The sequence below is a fragment of the Mesorhizobium sp. 113-3-9 genome (assembly GCF_016756515.1).
In the GTDB taxonomy this organism is placed as follows: domain Bacteria; phylum Pseudomonadota; class Alphaproteobacteria; order Rhizobiales; family Rhizobiaceae; genus Mesorhizobium.
This window is the reverse complement of the sequence record NZ_AP023246.1, coordinates 3540529-3557486: the sequence shown is the minus strand read 5'-3', so window position 1 is coordinate 3557486 and position 16958 is coordinate 3540529. Positions and strand designations below refer to the sequence as shown.

Here is a 16958-nt window from a genome sequence, read left to right as displayed (position 1 = left end):
TTGTTTGCCCGCTTGGCGGGGCTTGTCAGGCTGTCTGATGGGCCTTCTGGTTCTGGCCCGGCGTGCCGGTCGCGGCGGCCTGGCTCAGGAAAGTCTGGATCTCGGTGTCGGTCGGCGCCGACGAGCCGCCATGACGGGTCACCGAAATGGCGGCCGCCGCATTGGCGTAGCGCGCCGCCTCGAAAGGATGTGCACCCCGCGCCAGCGCGCTGACGAAAGCGCCGATATGGGTGTCGCCGGCGCCATTGGTGTCGACGGCATCGACCTTGAAACCGGCAACGGTTTGCGCCGAACCGTCGGCCAGCCTGACATGGCAGCCCTTGGCGGCGGAGCGGATCACGACGCCGGCCGCCCTTGGACAATGATCGGCAAGCAGCCGCGCCGCGAGGGTCTCGACATCGCCCTGGCCGGCGATCTCGGCGGCTTCGGCCATGTTGCAGCTCAGCCATGCCGAGCGGGCCAGCACACGCGACAGGATCGGGCGTGGAATGTCTGAAACGACGGGCGTCGGGTCGAAGACAAAGGGAATGTTCTCCGGCAGCGCCTCGATCCAGTCGGCGAGCGCGTCGCGGCTGCCCGGGTAGCTCAGCGTATACCCCGAGGTGAACACCCAATCACCCGGCGCCACTGATACCGGGGCCATCATGTCGAGGTTGAGAACGCTCTCCGCACCGGGCCATGACACGAAAGTGCGTTCGGCGTCGCTCGAGATCATGGCGACGCAATTGCCGCTGTCCATATGAGGCGATGGGGCCGTCAGCGTCCCGATTTCCTCGGCGGCGAACGCGGCACGCAGGAAATCGCCATTCGGCCCGCTGCCGAGCTGGCCACCAAACACCACCGTCATGCCGGTGCGGGTGGCAGCGACCATCATGTTGAAGCCGCCGCCGGCGACCTGCGCGTAGCTGGATGCCGTCTTCTCCGTACCCGGCGCCGGCAAGGCGTCGATGCGGTAGACATAGTCGACCACCGCGCTGCCGATATGGACGAGACGCCCGCTCATGCCGCGGCGTCCTTGCCGGAACCGGTTTTGGACGTTCGCGCCGCAACAAGGTCGGCGGCGAGCGCACGAACCTCCGCCATGTCGATCCCCCTGAGGCCGGCGACGCGATCCCCGGGCAATCGCGAAAAGCCGGTGCAGGCGCCGGCCATGCCGGCCGCGATGGCGCCGATCGTATCGGTGTCGCCGCCGAGGTTGGCGCTGATTTCAGCCGCTTGCCAGGGGTCACCGCCGGCAAGCTCGAGCACCGCGAAGGCCGCCGGAACGGATTCCTGGCTGGCGACGCCGGTGCCGACCAGATCGGTGATCAGCCGGATTGCATCGCTCATCACCTTGCCGCGCACCAGATCCTGCGCCCAGACGATACGCGCCGCGATGTCGCCGCCGGTCACCCAATGGCCAAGCGTCGCCCCTCGCCTCGCCGCAGCGACGCCACTGCCGGATGCGGCGCGCCAATCGCCGCCGGACACGCCGAGGCTGACGGCGGCCGCGACGGCGGCGGCCGACGCTATGGCGATCGAGGTGTTGTGCGTCGCCCGGCAGGTCTCGGCCACCTTGGCGACCAACGCATCGAGCGGCTCCAGCGGCATCATGATGCCGACCGGCGCGATGCGCATCGCCGCGCCGTTGGTGTCGCCGCCGCGCCCCGCCTCTTCCGCTGGCACGCCATTGTTGATGGCATCGATGGCGCGCTTGGTCGATGGTCCCAGCAGATCGTAGCTGCCGCGCGCCTTGACCTCGCGCTCCCAGTCGAGCAGCGCGTTGACCCAGCGCGCATGGTCGAAGCGCTCGCCGGACTCGACCAAAATGCGGCCGAGCAGCAGCGCCTGTTCGGTATCGTCGGTGATAGTGCCGGCCGCGAGCCCCTTCGACACCGGATGATCGGCGAAGGGCGCGATGAAATCCTCGACATGGCCGTAGAGTTCGGCAATCCGGGCCGGCGACAGAAGCTGCGTCGGCATGCCGAGCGCGTCTCCCAGCGCGCCGCCGACAAGCGCGCCCATTGCGCGATCAAGCGTGATGTTGTCCGGCATCGCTCAGAACCTCATATGCAGCGCGAAATGCGCGGGATTGAGCAGGCTGGTGACATATTCGATCGGCCGGTCGTCGGCCGCACGCGTCAGCCGGCGGCCGCGCAGGAAGGGCGTGCCTTGCGGGCAGCCCAGAATGGCCGCATCCTCGGCATTGAGCATCTCGATGCCCACCCATTCCTCGCCATGGTCGGGGATCAGGCCGGCGCCGCGCAGCGTCTGGTGCAGCGATCCTTCGCGCAGGCCGCGCAGCGGCACATCCTCCAGCTCCGGCGACAGCGGCAGGCGGCTGCGCTCGATGGAAATCGCATGGCCGTCGCTGGCATTGGTACGCACCCGGTCGACGGCGATGAAGAACGGGCTTTCGATGCCAAGCAAGGCTGCCAGATCGGCGTCTTCGATCACTTCCAGCCGCAGTGTCCTGGTCTCGGCATTGGCGCCCGCATTGGCCAGCGCCCGCGACCAGCCGATGGCGTCGTCGACCGGCTTGCCGTCGAAGGTGACGAAGGAGCCGATGCCGACCTTGGTGGTGATCAGCCCGCGGCTGGACAGTTCCTCGAGACCCTTGCGGACCGTGTTGCGGCTGACGGAGAAGCGCTGGACGAGTTCATTTTCGCTTTGCAGACGGTCGCCGAAACCGAGCAGGCCGGAACGGATTTCATGTTCCAGAACGGTCGCGATCTGCTCGGGCTTGCCCGTGCCGGGAGACAATTGAACCGCGCGCCGCTTCATATGCATACCTGTTCAGTGAACCTGTATAGTCCTGTTCAATATACGGCCGTGGCAGTGCTGTCAACGATCGCTAGATGACAGCGAATGGACGATCCTCACCTCAAGGCGGACAGCCCTTGAGGGCACCGACTGAAGGTTGCCGGCGGTTAGGCCGGAATCCTCGTTATTGGTGGCCAATGCCGGTCTGCCTTCAAAACACTTGCCTTGGGAAAAAAAGAAAGCCCGCTCCGGATGCCGGGGCGGGCCTTGGAGGAGGATAAAGGGGTGGGACCCTCTCCTCTTGTTTCCACGGGGGGTGTGGACCGAATTCACAATACGAGAATCGCGAAAAATTTGGGATCACAAGCCGGCTCGCTTTCATCACAATCCGGTGCGCTCCGACCTGGACACGGTCACGAGATCGCGATTATCCGAAGCCTGTGGGCCTCTAGATCCGCCCTAGCACGACAAGGACGATAATGATCAGCAGCACAAGCCCAAGCCCGCCGCCACCATAGTAGCCAGTTCCATAGAACGGCCCGCCGCCGAGCCCGCTGAAGCCGCCAAGCAGCGCAATGACAAGGATGATGATGAGTATGGTGCCTAAGCTCATGGCTTTCCCGCTCCTGTAGGCGCTGCCACGCCGGTTTTAACATCGCTGCATGCGATGTTTCGAAGACGAGAACGTTCGAGCAGCCCTACCGTTCCGCGCGATTGTGGCACGACATCCGCACGGAGATGATTTTCGCTGGCGAATGAAATCTCAGACAACAAAGTGCCGGTGAAATTGAAAGCGCTCGACACGCAGGAAGCCCGCCTGAATGGCGGGCTTCCGACCGGCCGTAGCCAGGAGAGTGCTGTCAAAGCCTCACGACTGGTTTGGCACTTCCGTCCCTGGCGCCCCTTGCCTCAACGACGGGCGATCAGCAGGCAGAGTTGACGCAGATCGCGGTCATAGGTGCCTGCGTTGCTAAGCACGTCGACGCACCGCTTCTTCATGCGCGCCACCTGGCTGCCGGACATCTGGGCCACGACACCCGGGAGGCTCGCCTTCGACGCATTGCTTGGGTTGGACGGAGTTGTCGGATCGGTTCCGCCGATGCCGACCCCGACGCCGAGGCCGCTCGTCGCGCCGACATTGGCGCCGAGCCCGGCGGTAACGCCACCCGTGCCGCCGACATTCGCACTTGCCCCGCCATTGATGCCGTTGCTTCCACCGACCGAGGCCCCCAATCCGGCGTTGACGCCGTTAGATCCGCCGACATTGGCACCGGCGCCAGCATTGACGCCACCGCCCCCGCCAACAGATGCTCCGGCACCGGCGTTGACGCCACCGCCGCCGCCGACGGAGGCGCCGGCCCCGGCATTGACGCCGCCGCCACCACCCACCGAGGCGCCGACACCCAGCCCTGCCGCATTCGCTGGCAAGGAAAGAACGACGACTATCGCACTACCGGCCAACACACTGGCGACTGTCTTGATGGTAAAAGCCATAACACTCTCCTGTTGTCGTTGCGCTAAGGCAGTCGGCGTACAGCCGATTGCAGATTCAACTACGTGACAGGAGAGATCAGGTTTCAAATCAACGTATACTTACGGAAGCCATGGTGTTTATTGCAAAAATACAGAAATTATAAGATTAATAAAAATATAATAGATGCGTAAGAAAAATTTTACATCAAAGAGTGCGTATTATCGATATAGTGGCTTATCTGGAGATAAAAACGATTTTCCACGGAAGCGTCACTCCCGCCATTGCTGATCTCCGCTTGGCGCAACCCGGAAGATCGGACATCACTCAGCGATCAGGACAGAAACGAGGAACCGCTTCGGGCAAGCGCTGCAGCCATCCCCAAGCCCGACAGGATCGCCCCCAGCCTCTTCGTCGACAGTCCTGCTCTCAGAATATGCGGTAGAACAGCCTGTAGTGCACCCGTTCCATGTAGGCACGATATTCCGGCTCGGCCGCCAGCAGGGCCTCCTCGCGCAGGATGCGATAAAGCTGCAAATAGGTGATGACCGCATAGACCGCGAGGTTGTGGAAGGAAAAGGCCGACAGCAGGTAGAGCACGTGGCCGGCAAGGTAGCCGGCATAGATCGGGTGCCGCACGATACGGTAGGCGCCGCCCGTCATCACGCCACGGTTGCCGGGCAGGATGGCAAAGGAACGGCCAAGCGATATCTTGCCCCAGATGACGAATAGCAGCGCCGCGACCTGCAACGGCGCCGCGATATAGACTGGAACGAGCGCCGTGCCAGGTTCAAGGCTGATCAATGCAACCCCGAAACTGGCGCTCACGGAGACGATGACCGTAAGCGGATTCCAGTCACGCGTCACCGGACGCCGCGACAGAAGCAGCCAGGTGAAGGTGAGTATCTCGGAAATCGCCACCAAGGCGGCGTTGAGCCGGGTCGGATCCTCCACAACCTGATAAAGGCCGCGATAGACGAACAGCCCCGCGCAGGCCAGGGCACAGGCGCGAAAGAAGCCTTCACGCAGGTCGGCAAGGATCTCGCGCTTGCGCACGTCGGATAAGATCCTGTCCCGGCCAGCGCTTGGAAGCGTTCCACTTTTTGACGTGAACAAGGCAAACACCCCGATGATCCCCTCGGCGGGACCATTGCATGCAACCATTGCCGGGCGGTTAACCGGCAAGACCGGATCAGGATTGACGGGATCGACCGGAAGGCTGGAGAAAGATGCGCCCCGACGCCAAACCGACGTAGCTCACCGAGCGCCACCGGTGACGCGCATCCAGCCTCAACCCAGATATGAATTTGCGAAATACCTGGCGAAATCCGGACGTTGCGTCAGAACCTTGCCGTCGGCGTCGTGCAAAATGCCCGCAGTGAAGAGATAGCCGCCGATCGCGTCCATCTTGGCCGGGTCCATCGTACCGATGGCACCGTTTTCCGCGCGCAGATAGTGTCCGTCGATCAGCACTTTCAGCGACGCCTTGATCAAGAACGGATTGGTCAGGGCATCCTTGTTGGCGGCGATCAGCAGCACGGCGGCTTCTTCCGGATGATCGACGGTGAACTGATAACCGCGCCGCGTTGCCTCGACGAAGGCCGATGCCAATGCCGGGTTTGCTTTAAGATACGCTTCGCTCGACGAGATCAGTGTCGTGTGCTCGTCGGGGACGCCGTAGTCGGCATAGACGAAGCTGCGCTGCTTGACGCCTTTGAGTTCGGCCTCGACGCCTTCCCAGGTCGCGACCTCCAGCGTGAAGTCGACCGAGCCATTGGCCAGCGCCTCATAGGCGGAGGTGCCGAGCGTCACCGTCTCGAAATTGCCCTTGCCGCCGTCATGGCGGATGATGGTCGAGATCAGCGCATTTTCCCAGGCGCTGCCGAAACCGCCATAGGTCAGGCCGTCGAGGTCCCTCGGGCTTTTGATCTCGCTGCGCACCGCATTGAAGACCACCCGGCCGGTTTCGGCCTGCACCACCGCATAGACCGCCTTCAAGTCGGCACCGGCGGTCCTCTGGGTGAAGAGGCTGATGGTGCCGTTGATGCCGAAATCGGCAACGCGGTTGGCGACCAGCGTGCCGGCGCCGGTGTCGCTGTAGGGCAGGATGTCGACCTCGAGGCCGGCCTCGCGGTAAAATCCCTTGTCGCGGGCGACGAACAGCCCGACGTGGTTGGTGTTGACGGTCCAGTCCAGCGCGACAGAGACTTTTTGCGTTGCCGCGAAGGAGCGGCTCGATCCCGCGACCAGCGGAAGACCGCTGGCAAGGGTGAGCAGCAAAGCCTGCCGGCGCGTCAATTCAGTCATGGTCGTGTCCTTTGGATGGTTGAGGGTTGAGCAAGATGTCGAGGATCTCGGCCTCGAGTGCGCCGGCCTGTCGCGCGGCAGCACCGGCCGGATCGCGCGGGCGCGGCAGCGGCACCCTGATTTCACGCAGCACACGGGCCGGGCGCGCCGACAGCACATAGATGCGGTCGGACAGGAACACGGCCTCACGCACATCGTGCGTGATCAGCAACGCCGTCCAGCGATGGTGCCGCCACATCTGCTCGAGCCAGCGCTGCATGGCCGCGCGGGTCAGCGCGTCGAGCGCGCCGAACGGCTCGTCCAGCAGAAGCATGTCGCGCTCCTGCACCACCGTGCGCAAAAGCGCCGCGCGCTGGCGCATGCCGCCCGAAAGCTGTGCCGGAAAATGCCGCTCGAAGCCGGCAAGCCCGAACTCGGCAAACAGCGGCGCGACGCGAGCCCGCGCCACCTTGCGCCTGGTGCCTTGCACTTCCAGCCCGAGCGTCGTGTTGTCGATGATGCGCCGCCACGGCATCAGCGCGTCGCGCTGCGGCATGAAGGCAAAATGCCTGCCATGATCGTCGAGCGGCGCGCCGTCGAACAACATGTCGCCCTCGCCATGCTCGGCACCCGTCAGGAGCTGGAACAGCGTCGACTTGCCGGCACCCGAAGGCCCAAGGATGGAGACGAATTCGCCGGCGCCAACGCTGAGCGAAATATCGGCGAGCACGTCGAGCCCACCGAATGCCTTGCGCACATGCCGCAATTCGAGCCGGCTCATCTCCGCGCGCCCTTCCCCGCCGGCTGCCGACCGGCCCGTTCCCAGGGCATGGCAAAGCGCTGCAAGAGCGCCGTCAGCCCGAACAGGACAAGCGTCAGCGCGGCGCTGACACCGACGGCGGCCAGCACAAGGTCGGGGCGGAAATTGTTCTTGGCGTTGAGCATGTAGATGCCCAGCCCTTTCGCCGCACCCGCATATTCGGCGAAGATGGCGCCGACCACCGCATAGGTGATGGAGATCCGCAGGCCCGCGAAGAAATAGGGCAGCGCCGAAGGCAGCCGCGCCAGCAAGAAGACGCGCCAGCGCCCTGCTCCCATGGCGCGCAGCATCTGGCCGATCTCGGTCTCGGTCGCCTCGTAGCCCTGCACCAGAGCCACCAGCATGGGAAAGAAGGTGACCAGCGCGACCAGCATGATCTTCGGGGCCAGCCCGAAGCCGAACCACAGCACCACCAGCGGCGCGATCGCCACCAGCGGCAAGGTCTGGCTGATGATGAAGACAGGAAACAGCGCGCGCCGCAGCGGCTGGAAGAAATCGACCAGCATGGACAGCAGAAAGGCGGCACTGAGCGAACAGGCAAAGCCGATCAGCGTGGCGCGGATGGTCGGAATAGCGTTGTCGACCAGCGCCCCGCGATTGAGCATCGCCTGTTCGAAGACGCGTGACGGCGCAGGCAGGATCGTCGGCTTGATACCGGAATAGGTAGCGTAGAGTTGCCACGCCACGAGCAGCAACCCGACCGAGATGACGGCGGGTACTGCCTTGGCAAGGGACTCCGCGAGCGGGCGCGGCACTGATGATGAGACCACGGGCATAACCTTTGACGGGGTCGCGCGAAAGCGCGGCCGGCTTAGACAGCCGACGGGCTGTTGGCCGAAACCGTGACGTCGAGGGTTACGTGGCCGGCACCCGGCCCGAAGCGGCAGAAGGCCTCGTTCAGTGCTGAAAAGATCGCGCCCGTGTCGCCGCGCAATTTGGTGCAGAAGTTCTTGGAGCGATCGTAGACTCCGGACTGCTTCAGGAAATCGATGCAGCCATAGATCTCGTCCATGTGGTCGCCGGTGCCCATCACATAGAGCGAGAATTGCGCCGCCGCCGGCTGGCCGGTGGCAGCAGCATCGCGCACCGCGGCGATGGCGGCTTCCTTGCGTGGGCCGAGCGGCCCGACAGGTCCGCCAAACGCGTCGGAGCGGCAGATCGGATCGTCCGGCTCACCCGGGCAGCCGCGCGAAATGGCCGCCGACAGCACGCAATGCTTGCCGGTCCGCGCCGCCGCCACGAACAGATCGCGCAGCGCCGGGAACAACACCTCGGGTGGTCCGACCAGCAAGGTCGAAATGTCGTCGGTCTCGATCCTGAGCCTGTCCCGGTAGGGATCGAGTGCGCCGAGCGCACCAAGGATGACACCGACGAAATCGTCAGCCATGGGATATAGGGAAATCTGTGCGCCTGAAAACATCGCCCGCCTCGCTCCGCTGGTATTACCCAGATCAGCTTCTAGGGTCTGTGGGCTTGCCGCCCCCGTCTCAGCCCCGACCGTACGGAGCACCCCTGTGGATGGACGCGTTAAAGCACCATTCGAACTGAAGGGGAAGCTGTTTTTTCGGCGCAATGGGCCAAAAACATTGCACCAGATCTGATCACGGGATGGACGCCGGAGGGTCCTCCCCGCGCGAATTTTATCGGGAACCTTCGCCAAGCCGCGAGGTTGACCCACCAGTCGCAACGCGACGAGTTCACAGAAATGGAGACAGAACCATGTTCATGAAAATCCTCGCAGCTTCGGCGTTCACCGTTGCTCTTGCCACATCCGCGATGGCGCAAAGCAATAGCGCAAACGGCACGGACGGGTCGGGCGGCAGCGGCCAGTCAATCACAGTGGACCCCAGCACGCCGGCCTCACCCAATACGGTTGATCCGGCGGCGACCAACAGCACCACCACCGCGCCGGGCGACATGAATTCCAATGCGGATAAGAACTGCCCGACCAATCCCCAGGGCGCGCAGAGCGACGCCAACGGCAACGCAACCGCACCGACGGTGAACGACAACAACTGCGGCAAGTAATTTCGATCGCAGCCAGGAAAGTCGCGGAGCGCAAGCGCCGCGACTTTTCCGCGTTTACCGGTCTTGATGAACGGGGTGGTCTGCTTTCGGCAAGTCCCTTGCTCGAGTCGTTTCTCGCTGACCGCTATTTCAGGACCCGACTTCTGACTTGAGAGCGCGCGAAAGCGTCGCGCAATTTCAAGAGCCGTTTGAGCAGGTGGCCATAGGCCAGATACCGGACCCTGCCATCGGCAAGATCGAACTCCACGGTGCCCCATCGTGCCACCGGCACTTGTCCGGTCGGCGACCCTAGCCGTTCGATCTGGAACCCCAGCCTGACCTTGTGGCCGGCGACATCGAGATAGATCCCTGGAATATTGCCCAGCACGTGCCACAACCGATCGACATGCTCGATCGACATGGCCGGCGAGATCATCGTGTGGGCAGATTCAAGCCGCGCCCAGATGAAATCGCCGGCCGGCTGCCGTGTCCCCGAAAGGCTGCCCTTGCAGTAGGCCGGCGCCACCTCGCTCACCAGCGTGCACATCGCGCTTGCCAAGCCGTCGATCAAGGCCCGCCGCGACGCCCAGTCTGTTTCCGAAAACGACACCTGCCCAAGGATGTCGCCGTCGTCGAAGGCGGCGGACATCTTATGCAGCGTCACACCGCCATGAACGGCATGCTGGCCGTCCACCGCCAGGCGGTGGAGAGGATGCGGGCCCCGATAGTTGGGCAGCAGCGCCGGGTGAAGATTGAGCCCGCCCTTGGGAAAGATGCTCAGCAATTGCGGCGGGACCAATGTGGGGAAAGCATAGCAGATCAACACAGCGGCCTCGACCTGCGACAATTGCTTGCCGAGCGTGTCCCAATCATAAGGTCGCCCGAATTCGATCAGTCTTGCCGGCGTGTCGCCGATATAGCGTCTGAGCAGCAATCTGCGTTTCAGTCTTCGGCGTAAATTGCCTGTGCTGAAGTGCTTTGGGCGCCGACGCAACCCCGGCACAACAATCGCACCGATGTGATGGCCTGCTTCAAGCCACCCTGCCAGCAGCGGCCCGGTATAGTGGTTGACGTCGAGTATGAACACGGCCGAAAGCCGGTCTTGCCCGGTCTGCGGGCTCAAAAGCAGCACCCTCTCAAAGCGCCCGTCAAGCCGGTCACCCCATTTAAACGGCGGTCGAGCCAGGCCTTTTCGAGCGGGCCGACCGCACTTGCCAATGAAGGCTGTCGATCAGGTGGCCTTGATTTGCGAAGGCGGTATCAAGGCGGTGACGTCTGAAAGGCGGCCCTTTTTCACCAGGACTGGCTTCCGATAGATCTTCTTCATGCTCACCCCCGTCAGATCAGCCCGCGCAACTTCGGTAAATGCCACCGCCCGTCAATCGCCACGCGATGGCTGGTCGCGCGGCAATCGGCGAAGCAATTATAGCCCCATGCCGCGCGAAAGCCTATCCGTAAACCTATGAGACGGCCTTCTCACGAACCGGCAGCTTCCAGCCTGGCCTCACGAAATGGCAGGTATAGCCGTTGGGATATTTCTCCAGATAATCCTGATGCTCGGGCTCGGCCTCCCAGAAGGCACCAGCAGGTGCGACTTCGGTAACGACCTTGCCGGGCCACAGGCCGGACGCATCGACGTCTTCAATGGTGTCTTCGGCGACGCGCTTTTGCTCGTCGCTGGTATAGTAGATCGCGGAGCGGTAGCTCATCCCGACATCGTTGCCCTGGCGGTTTCGCGTCGTCGGATCGTGGATCTGGAAAAAGCGCTCCAACAGTGTGCGATAGCTGATCACGGCCGGATCGAAATTGATCTCGATGGCTTCGGCATGGGTGCCGTGGTTGCGGTAAGTGGCGTTGGGTACGTCGCCGCCGCTATAGCCGACACGAGTGGAGATGACGCCGGGATAGCGCCGTATCAGATCCTGCATGCCCCAGAAACAGCCACCGGCAAGCACTGCGCGTTCGGTCGAAGTCGCCATGTCACGTCTCCTCAAGAAGCAATTCAAGGGGGAAACGGTAGCCGTTTCCGACCTGAATTGCACAACAACAAAATTGGATTTCCCATAAATGGGCATTGTCGGCGGCTTCGTCCAGTCGACTGGAAGTGAACGCGGCGCCTGCGGACCGCGCGACAGGGCTTCAGCTGCGCGGATGCCGGGTTCGGCTGTCCACGGCAAGCGGCAGATAGCGCGTGCCAGGCGGAATGGCGGCAAAATTGATTGGCACGGGCGGTGCCTCGCGCGACCAGTTGAAAAGAACGGTCTTGACCGGGATGGTGCCCAACCATGCCCGCAGCGACGGCGGCACACCACGCCCCGACCAGACCATCAGCATGCCGTGATCATGCAAGCGCCGCCCTGTTATCCATGGCGCGAACCGCATGTTGAGGTCGGTGAAGATCGATGGCTTGTCATAGGCATTGAGGCCAGCCAGCATGGCCAGATTGGTATCGCCGCCGACAATGTCGAGCCGGCCGGGTGCTGCCGCGTGCCACACCGCCTCGGCCTCGTCCGAGATCGGCTGCGCCGGCCAGCAGACTGCATCCATGCGTCCTCGCACATTGCAGTCCGTCCAGCGGATCGCCGCATAGGCGGCCGACATGGTGACGATGCAGGTGAATGCGCAGATCGCCAACCTTCGCATCTCGAAGGCGCCGAGCCGGTGACCGAGGAAGGCGAGCGCCACGACGCCGACAAGATTGTACATCGGCGCACCCCAGGATTCACCGGTGCCGGTGAACAACGAGGCCAGCATGATCAGGACCGCCGGGCCGAGGCCCATCCATACGAGATAGACCAGAATGCCGCGTTCGACGGGCGCTTCGGGGTCAGGCGAACGCCGCAGCAGCCCTGATATCGACAGCACCAGCAGAAAGCCGGAGAGCCCGGCCACCTGGACACCGATGTAATACAGGCGCGCACGGTGTTCGGTCACCCAGGCGTCGCGGTCGGCGAAATAGGTCAGCGGCAGGAAGTCGATGCGGTACAGTTCGACGGCCAGCGGCGCGGCGACGGCGAGAAAAACGGCAAGGCCGAGCCATGGCCAAGGCGTCGCAAGCCGGCTGCGCGCGCGTGCGTCGGACAACAGCCAGAGAGCGCCGAAGGCGAGCAGCAGGCCGGTGGAGAACTTGGCATAGAGTCCGACGCCCGACACCAGTCCGAGCGCCAGCCACCAGCCCGGCCCACCACCGCGGCCGGCACGCCAAAGCAGCCAGCATATGGCCGCCCAGAACGGCATCTGCGCATAGTCATGATTGAATTGCGGGGTGGGCCAGCCGAAGAAATAGACCGACGGCATCAAAAGCACGGCGGCCAGCGCGCGGCTTTGCCCAAGCATGTCGCGGGCCAGCAGATAGACCAGGACGAAGGTCGACGAGATCGTCAGCTGGGCGAGCAGATATTGCGGCCAGCGGAACGATCCGGTCAGAAGATGGCTGGTTTCAAGCAGCCAGCCGGGAAGCTGCGGATGCTTGTAGGTCAACAGCACCCATTCGCGGCCCCACATGAAACCTTCCACGACATCGCCAGGCGGCGCGGGGTCGATCAGCGCCGGCACCACCGTCCAGCACACGATCTGCACCAGGCACAAGAGCGCCAGCAAATGCCAGGGATGACGAAGCAGGCCGGACCATACCGACGAACGGTCGATGCCCGCGACAGGCAACCCGGCCGGCAGCCAACCATCTATGGAGTCGTCAATTCCCGTCATGCGGCGCTTAAATCACACCGACCGGTTTGCCGAACAGCCCCAACGTCAAAGCTTACGAAAAAGTATACTTGCAGGCCATTGCAAGACCAAGATTGAGCGGGAATTTCAGCGCTCCGTTGCCCTCCCCCGACAGAACAACCCGCATATCTGATCCTGTCTGAACCTCCCGGATACTCGATGCGTCACCAGCATGCCGTCATCCACCACCGCGCGTTCGATTTCTGGCTGGCGCGCGCGGCTGTCCTTGTCATCATCTGCCTGCAGCTTCTGGTGATCAACGATCTTTCGTTCGGCCCCCGCTGGCTGGCGCCGGCCCTTGAGGCGGCGCTGCTCGTGCCGCTGTCGGTCGCCACGGCCTGGACACAGGTCGCCACCCAGAAGGCGGTCGAGGAGGAGCACTGGTATCTGGTCGGCCGGTTCCGCGTCATGATCCGCAGGGCGGCCCTGGTCATGACCGGCGTCGTCAGCGTCATGAACTGCGGTTCGCTGGTGTTCCTGGTGCGCGCGCTGCTGGCGGGCCATGCCGGCTCCAGCGGCCAGACGCTGCTGATCGACGCGCTCAACATCTGGGTCACCAATGTCATCATTTTTGCCCTGTGGTTCTGGAGCACCGATCGCGGCGGGCCGCCGACCTGCGGCCTCGTCAACCGCGCCCATTCCGATTTCCTGTTCCCGCAAATGACCTTGAACGACCGCGAGATCCGCGACTGGTTGCCGGGCTTCATCGATTATGTCTTCCTCGCCTTCACCAACGCGACGGCGTTTTCGCCGACCGACACCTTGCCACTCTCCCAGCGCGCGAAGCTTTTGATGATGGCCGAGGCGATGATCTCCCTGCTGACGATCGCACTGGTTGCGGCCCGCGCCGTCAACATCCTGGCCTGATGCATGTCGCGCAAAAGCGACCTCGGTTTTGGGAAGACACCATGCCAAAAAAACAAAGCCCTGAAGCGGGTGGCATGAATGCACTTCGCCGCGACGCGCTTCGGGCCGAAACGCAAAAAAGCCCGCTCCGGCGAACCGGAGCGGGCTGTTGGACTGTCTGCTACTGTCGTGAAGCCGGAGCGCGAGGTGGAGCACCCACTACCCCTCAATCCGCGCCGAGGTCGCGTTCGAAAACCACCTGGTCGCGCAGCGGAATGCCGTTCACAGCCGAGCCTTCGGGGTAACCGGTCGATGGCCCGAACGCGTCCTGCACGATACGGAACATGCGAAATCCCTGTCGCTGGTAGAGGCGAAACTCCTCGAACCAATCGCTCAGCGTCGAAAACACCTTGAAGCGGCCGGATTGCATGCGGTCGAGCATCTCCATCAGCCCGGCCTCGACCGAGACCGAGCCGTCGGCGAACTGCGCATGGCGCGAAAGCATGTTCAGCCCGTGTGCCGCATATTGTTTGGCCAGCGCCACCCCCGCCCCTTCCAGCGTCTCGCGGCGGCCGTCGCGCGGCCAGGCGAAGGGCAGCCATTCGCCCCAGGGTCTCAGGGTGAGCGTCTGCATGGCCGGCGTCTGCTGCGAGGCCCGTGCTGCCTTGGTGACATAAACGACATCGGCCTCCGTATCCCAGGCGAGTTCGACGGCGGCGGACGGATGGTCCCAGCCGAAATCGAGCGCGCCGATACGCGGCCAATAGCGCGGTAGCCGGAACGGCTCGCAGGCGATCAGCGCCTCGGCCACCGGAAAGATGCGGCCCGAGCCCAGCACCGGAATGCCGCGCGCGCGGGCCTCGCGCTCATGCTCGGGATAGGCAGCAACGATAGCCGCGCGCTCCTGCGGCGAATAATGCGCGGCATCGTCGATGGTCATGAAGGTGACGTGACGACTCATTCTCGTGTAGTCCGATCAAGCTGCATAGTTGATAGCGATGGGGTTCGGTGCGACGTTGGCGAACGACTTTGGGGGGGAAACATGATCCGCATAGCATTGGTTATAGCTATTGCAGTTAGCTCAGCCGCCTGCACGACCCAGTCAAACGTGCCCTATTCCAGCAAGAAGACAACTTGCACAAATCAAGCCTCATCTTTGCAAATCCCCGGCGGGAAAATCGTGCCGATCAACAGAAATGTCTGTATTCCAGACACGCCAAACAAGGCATGCGTGGAATACTGGAACCGTGCCCTGGGTCAATCCGAAGTCAGGTGTATGCCGCTTACCCGGAAAGCCACCGATCCCAAGGCCCGCGCCAGGCAGCTTGCGGGCAGCCAATATCCTTGATTCCTCTTCGTCAGTTGATTTTCCCCATCCTCTCCACCTCCCCCGCCGACAAAAACAACAGCACCACATCCGACATCCCAAGCAGCGGCGTGAACGTCACGATCGTTATCCCGCCGGTCGCGTTGGTGCGGGTCAGGCCTTCGGAATAGATGTCGAGCGGCGGCTCCTCGTCGAACCAGACGCCGTGCAGCGTCTCGCCCTGCCATTTCTCGCGGCCCTTCTCGAAACTCTTGAACGACAGCACGCTCTCGCCGGCCTGCACATCGCCGCCGCCGCCATGGCGCACCACGACGCTGTCGAGCGCGCCCGGCGCGCCACGGCCCATGATGGTGTCGACAATGGCATCGGCCGGGATCATGCCGGTGCCCCAGGCCGCCTGCTGTTGCGGCGGCCCGACCAGCACGCGCTGCGGGTTGTCGCGCGTGCCCTCGCCGGTCACGCCGGCGGCCCATAGCCGGACAGGCATGTCGAAAACCTTGCCTTGCCACCACGCGGGATAGCGGCCGGTCAGGTGCATCGCCCATTCCGCGCCGCCGGCCCTCGTCTTGCCAAGCTGGTTGCCGGCCATGAACAGCCTTTCGCGGTTGACCGCTCCCGCCGCGTGAAATTCGGCCTGGCGCTGATACGGTCTGTACGCCGCCAGCTGGTTGTTGCGTCTGCGGCGGTCAAGTTCCGCCAGCAGCGCCAGATATTCCGTCTTCACGGCGATCGGCGGGTTCTTCGAGGAACGGTTTGACGACGGCTTCGAGGCTGCGGATGCGGCTGCGGATCTCTTCATCGCTCAGGGCATCCAGATGGTTGATGGCGACATCGAATTCCTTGGGCAGCACCGACAGCACGATCTTCAGATACTGGTCCGGCTTGTCGGCCCGCACCTCGGCGATGACGCCGGCGCCATGCGCGCGGAAATCGGCCCGAACGGCGGCGAGAAAGTCGTCGCCCAGCGTCTTTTTCGTCCGCTTCGGACGAGGCGTCGGCGCGGCCGCCTCGCGGACCGGCTTGCGCCTTGCCGGCCTTGTCTTGCGGCGCGCCGGCTGATCAGCGGTGTCGTCAGCCATCGACTGTCGCCTTTGCAACGGCATCGCCGGCCGCTCTGCCCGCCTTCTGCGCCGATCCGGCCGGCTTCTTCGAACGGGCGGTTTTTTTCCTCGCCCGCTTGGCGCGCTTCGGCTTTGCGGTCGCGGCAGGTTTTGCGGCACCGGCGCGTTTTGCCACGCTGGCCTGCGCCTTGAGCCGCGCCAATACGAGACCGATGGCCTGCCCGCCAATACCGGACTGCGGAAAACCAAAGCCGCCTGCCGCATCGCGCACCATGCCGATCAGCACGCCTGGCGCGGCCGGTTCGATCCAGCCCAGACGCGGCGGCGGCGGCGCGTGCTCGAACTCGCCGATGGTGCTGACGATGTCGCGGCCGTCATCGTCGGTAATGATCGTGGCGTAGCGTTGGGTCATTGGATTTCTCGCGGAGGTCGCGCTCTACGGCGCCCCCCTCTGTCCTGCCGGACATCTCCCCCACTTGGGGGGAGATTGGCAGCTTCGGCGCCTCGCCAATCTTGCAGCGTAGGCGATTGGCGAAAGCCAGCATAACAGCCAATCTCCCCACGTGTGGGGGAGATGTCCGGCAGGACAGAGGGGGGCGCTGTCCCGCCGGCGTTCAAAATCGGCAGCCTCAGCGCCGTCACATGACAAGGCGCCAAAAACACAAAACCCGC

General features: G+C 63.6%; 19 protein-coding genes and 1 riboswitch. Of the genes, 2 read left to right on the top strand and 17 right to left on the bottom strand.

The genetic code is table 11. The annotated features are described in order from the left end of the window. Window positions 1–25 precede the first annotated feature (25 nt). The 10 genes from MesoLj_RS17340 to MesoLj_RS17295 all read right to left on the bottom strand — a co-directional run bounded on the left by MesoLj_RS17340 (window position 26) and on the right by MesoLj_RS17295 (window position 8739). A complete protein-coding gene (locus MesoLj_RS17340) occupies window positions 26–1003 on the bottom strand; it encodes a PfkB family carbohydrate kinase (RefSeq protein WP_202326859.1) in 978 nt (325 codons plus the stop codon). Beyond that, window positions 1000–2034 (bottom strand): ADP-ribosylglycohydrolase family protein, encoded by a 1035-nt coding sequence (locus tag MesoLj_RS17335; RefSeq protein ID WP_202326858.1) that lies wholly within the window; start codon window positions 2032–2034, stop codon window positions 1000–1002. The genes MesoLj_RS17340 and MesoLj_RS17335 overlap by 4 nt, the downstream gene beginning before the upstream one ends. Window positions 2035–2037: 3 nt before the next feature. After that, complete coding sequence (locus MesoLj_RS17330) at window positions 2038–2763, bottom strand: GntR family transcriptional regulator (RefSeq protein WP_140775660.1); 726 nt, start codon at window positions 2761–2763, stop codon at window positions 2038–2040. 427 nt (window positions 2764–3190) lie between these two features. Beyond that, entirely contained in the window at window positions 3191–3355 is a 165-nt protein-coding gene (locus MesoLj_RS17325; protein ID WP_064988046.1) for a DUF3309 family protein, read from the bottom strand. A gap of 296 nt (window positions 3356–3651) precedes the next feature. Then, window positions 3652–4236, bottom strand: coding sequence for a hypothetical protein (locus MesoLj_RS17320; protein WP_202326857.1), 585 nt, complete (start codon window positions 4234–4236; stop codon window positions 3652–3654). A gap of 406 nt (window positions 4237–4642) precedes the next feature. Next, on the bottom strand, window positions 4643–5269 hold the full coding sequence (locus MesoLj_RS17315) for a methyltransferase family protein (RefSeq protein WP_244735475.1): 627 nt from the start codon (window positions 5267–5269) through the stop codon (window positions 4643–4645). A 234-nt stretch (window positions 5270–5503) separates the two neighbouring features. Next, window positions 5504–6520, bottom strand: coding sequence for an ABC transporter substrate-binding protein (locus MesoLj_RS17310; RefSeq protein ID WP_202326856.1), 1017 nt, complete (start codon window positions 6518–6520; stop codon window positions 5504–5506). After that, complete coding sequence (locus MesoLj_RS17305) at window positions 6513–7280, bottom strand: ABC transporter ATP-binding protein (protein WP_202326855.1); 768 nt, start codon at window positions 7278–7280, stop codon at window positions 6513–6515. Before MesoLj_RS17305 ends, MesoLj_RS17310 begins: the two co-directional genes overlap by 8 nt. Next, window positions 7277–8095: an ABC transporter permease gene (locus MesoLj_RS17300; protein WP_202326854.1), complete on the bottom strand. Its 819-nt coding sequence runs from the start codon at window positions 8093–8095 to the stop codon at window positions 7277–7279. Before MesoLj_RS17300 ends, MesoLj_RS17305 begins: the two co-directional genes overlap by 4 nt. A 35-nt stretch (window positions 8096–8130) precedes the next feature. Continuing rightward, window positions 8131–8739: a Ykof family thiamine-binding protein gene (locus MesoLj_RS17295; protein WP_202326853.1), complete on the bottom strand. Its 609-nt coding sequence runs from the start codon at window positions 8737–8739 to the stop codon at window positions 8131–8133. Continuing rightward, a riboswitch (TPP riboswitch) is annotated at window positions 8730–8843 on the bottom strand. Its footprint overlaps the gene before it by 10 nt. Before the next feature lie 195 nt (window positions 8844–9038). Between MesoLj_RS17295 and MesoLj_RS17290 the strand changes: the two genes are divergently transcribed. Beyond that, window positions 9039–9347 (top strand): hypothetical protein, encoded by a 309-nt coding sequence (locus MesoLj_RS17290; RefSeq protein ID WP_202326852.1) that lies wholly within the window; start codon window positions 9039–9041, stop codon window positions 9345–9347. Between the two features lie 124 nt (window positions 9348–9471). Here MesoLj_RS17290 and MesoLj_RS17285 read toward each other — a convergent pair whose 3' ends face one another. The 3 genes from MesoLj_RS17285 to MesoLj_RS17275 all read right to left on the bottom strand — a co-directional run bounded on the left by MesoLj_RS17285 (window position 9472) and on the right by MesoLj_RS17275 (window position 13034). Then, window positions 9472–10260, bottom strand: a complete 789-nt coding sequence (locus MesoLj_RS17285; protein WP_202326851.1) for a formyltransferase family protein — start codon at window positions 10258–10260, stop codon at window positions 9472–9474. Window positions 10261–10786: 526 nt separating this feature from the next. Continuing rightward, window positions 10787–11305 carry a peptide-methionine (S)-S-oxide reductase MsrA gene (gene msrA / locus MesoLj_RS17280; protein ID WP_056571625.1) on the bottom strand — a complete coding sequence of 173 codons (519 nt, stop codon included), beginning with the start codon at window positions 11303–11305 and terminating at the stop codon, window positions 10787–10789. Between the two features lie 160 nt (window positions 11306–11465). Further along, window positions 11466–13034: a glycosyltransferase family 39 protein gene (locus MesoLj_RS17275; protein ID WP_202326850.1), complete on the bottom strand. Its 1569-nt coding sequence runs from the start codon at window positions 13032–13034 to the stop codon at window positions 11466–11468. Window positions 13035–13211: 177 nt separating this feature from the next. On the opposite strand from MesoLj_RS17275, the gene MesoLj_RS17270 reads away from it, so the two are divergent. Next, the gene (locus tag MesoLj_RS17270; RefSeq protein ID WP_202326849.1) at window positions 13212–13919 is read left to right on the top strand and encodes a hypothetical protein; all 708 of its coding nucleotides are present in this window, start codon (window positions 13212–13214) and stop codon (window positions 13917–13919) included. Between the two features lie 205 nt (window positions 13920–14124). On the opposite strand, the gene MesoLj_RS17265 is transcribed toward MesoLj_RS17270, so the two are convergent. From MesoLj_RS17265 to MesoLj_RS17250, 4 genes are all read right to left on the bottom strand, one after another. Beyond that, on the bottom strand, window positions 14125–14859 hold the full coding sequence (locus MesoLj_RS17265; protein ID WP_202326848.1) for a phage terminase large subunit family protein: 735 nt from the start codon (window positions 14857–14859) through the stop codon (window positions 14125–14127). A gap of 397 nt (window positions 14860–15256) precedes the next feature. Continuing rightward, window positions 15257–15949 carry a terminase large subunit domain-containing protein gene (locus tag MesoLj_RS17260; RefSeq protein ID WP_244735473.1) on the bottom strand — a complete coding sequence of 231 codons (693 nt, stop codon included), beginning with the start codon at window positions 15947–15949 and terminating at the stop codon, window positions 15257–15259. Continuing rightward, on the bottom strand, window positions 15912–16304 hold the full coding sequence (locus tag MesoLj_RS17255; protein WP_202326846.1) for a hypothetical protein: 393 nt from the start codon (window positions 16302–16304) through the stop codon (window positions 15912–15914). The genes MesoLj_RS17260 and MesoLj_RS17255 overlap by 38 nt, the downstream gene beginning before the upstream one ends. Further along, complete coding sequence (locus MesoLj_RS17250; RefSeq protein ID WP_202326845.1) at window positions 16297–16698, bottom strand: hypothetical protein; 402 nt, start codon at window positions 16696–16698, stop codon at window positions 16297–16299. The genes MesoLj_RS17255 and MesoLj_RS17250 overlap by 8 nt, the downstream gene beginning before the upstream one ends. Between the last annotated feature and the right edge of the window lie 260 nt (window positions 16699–16958).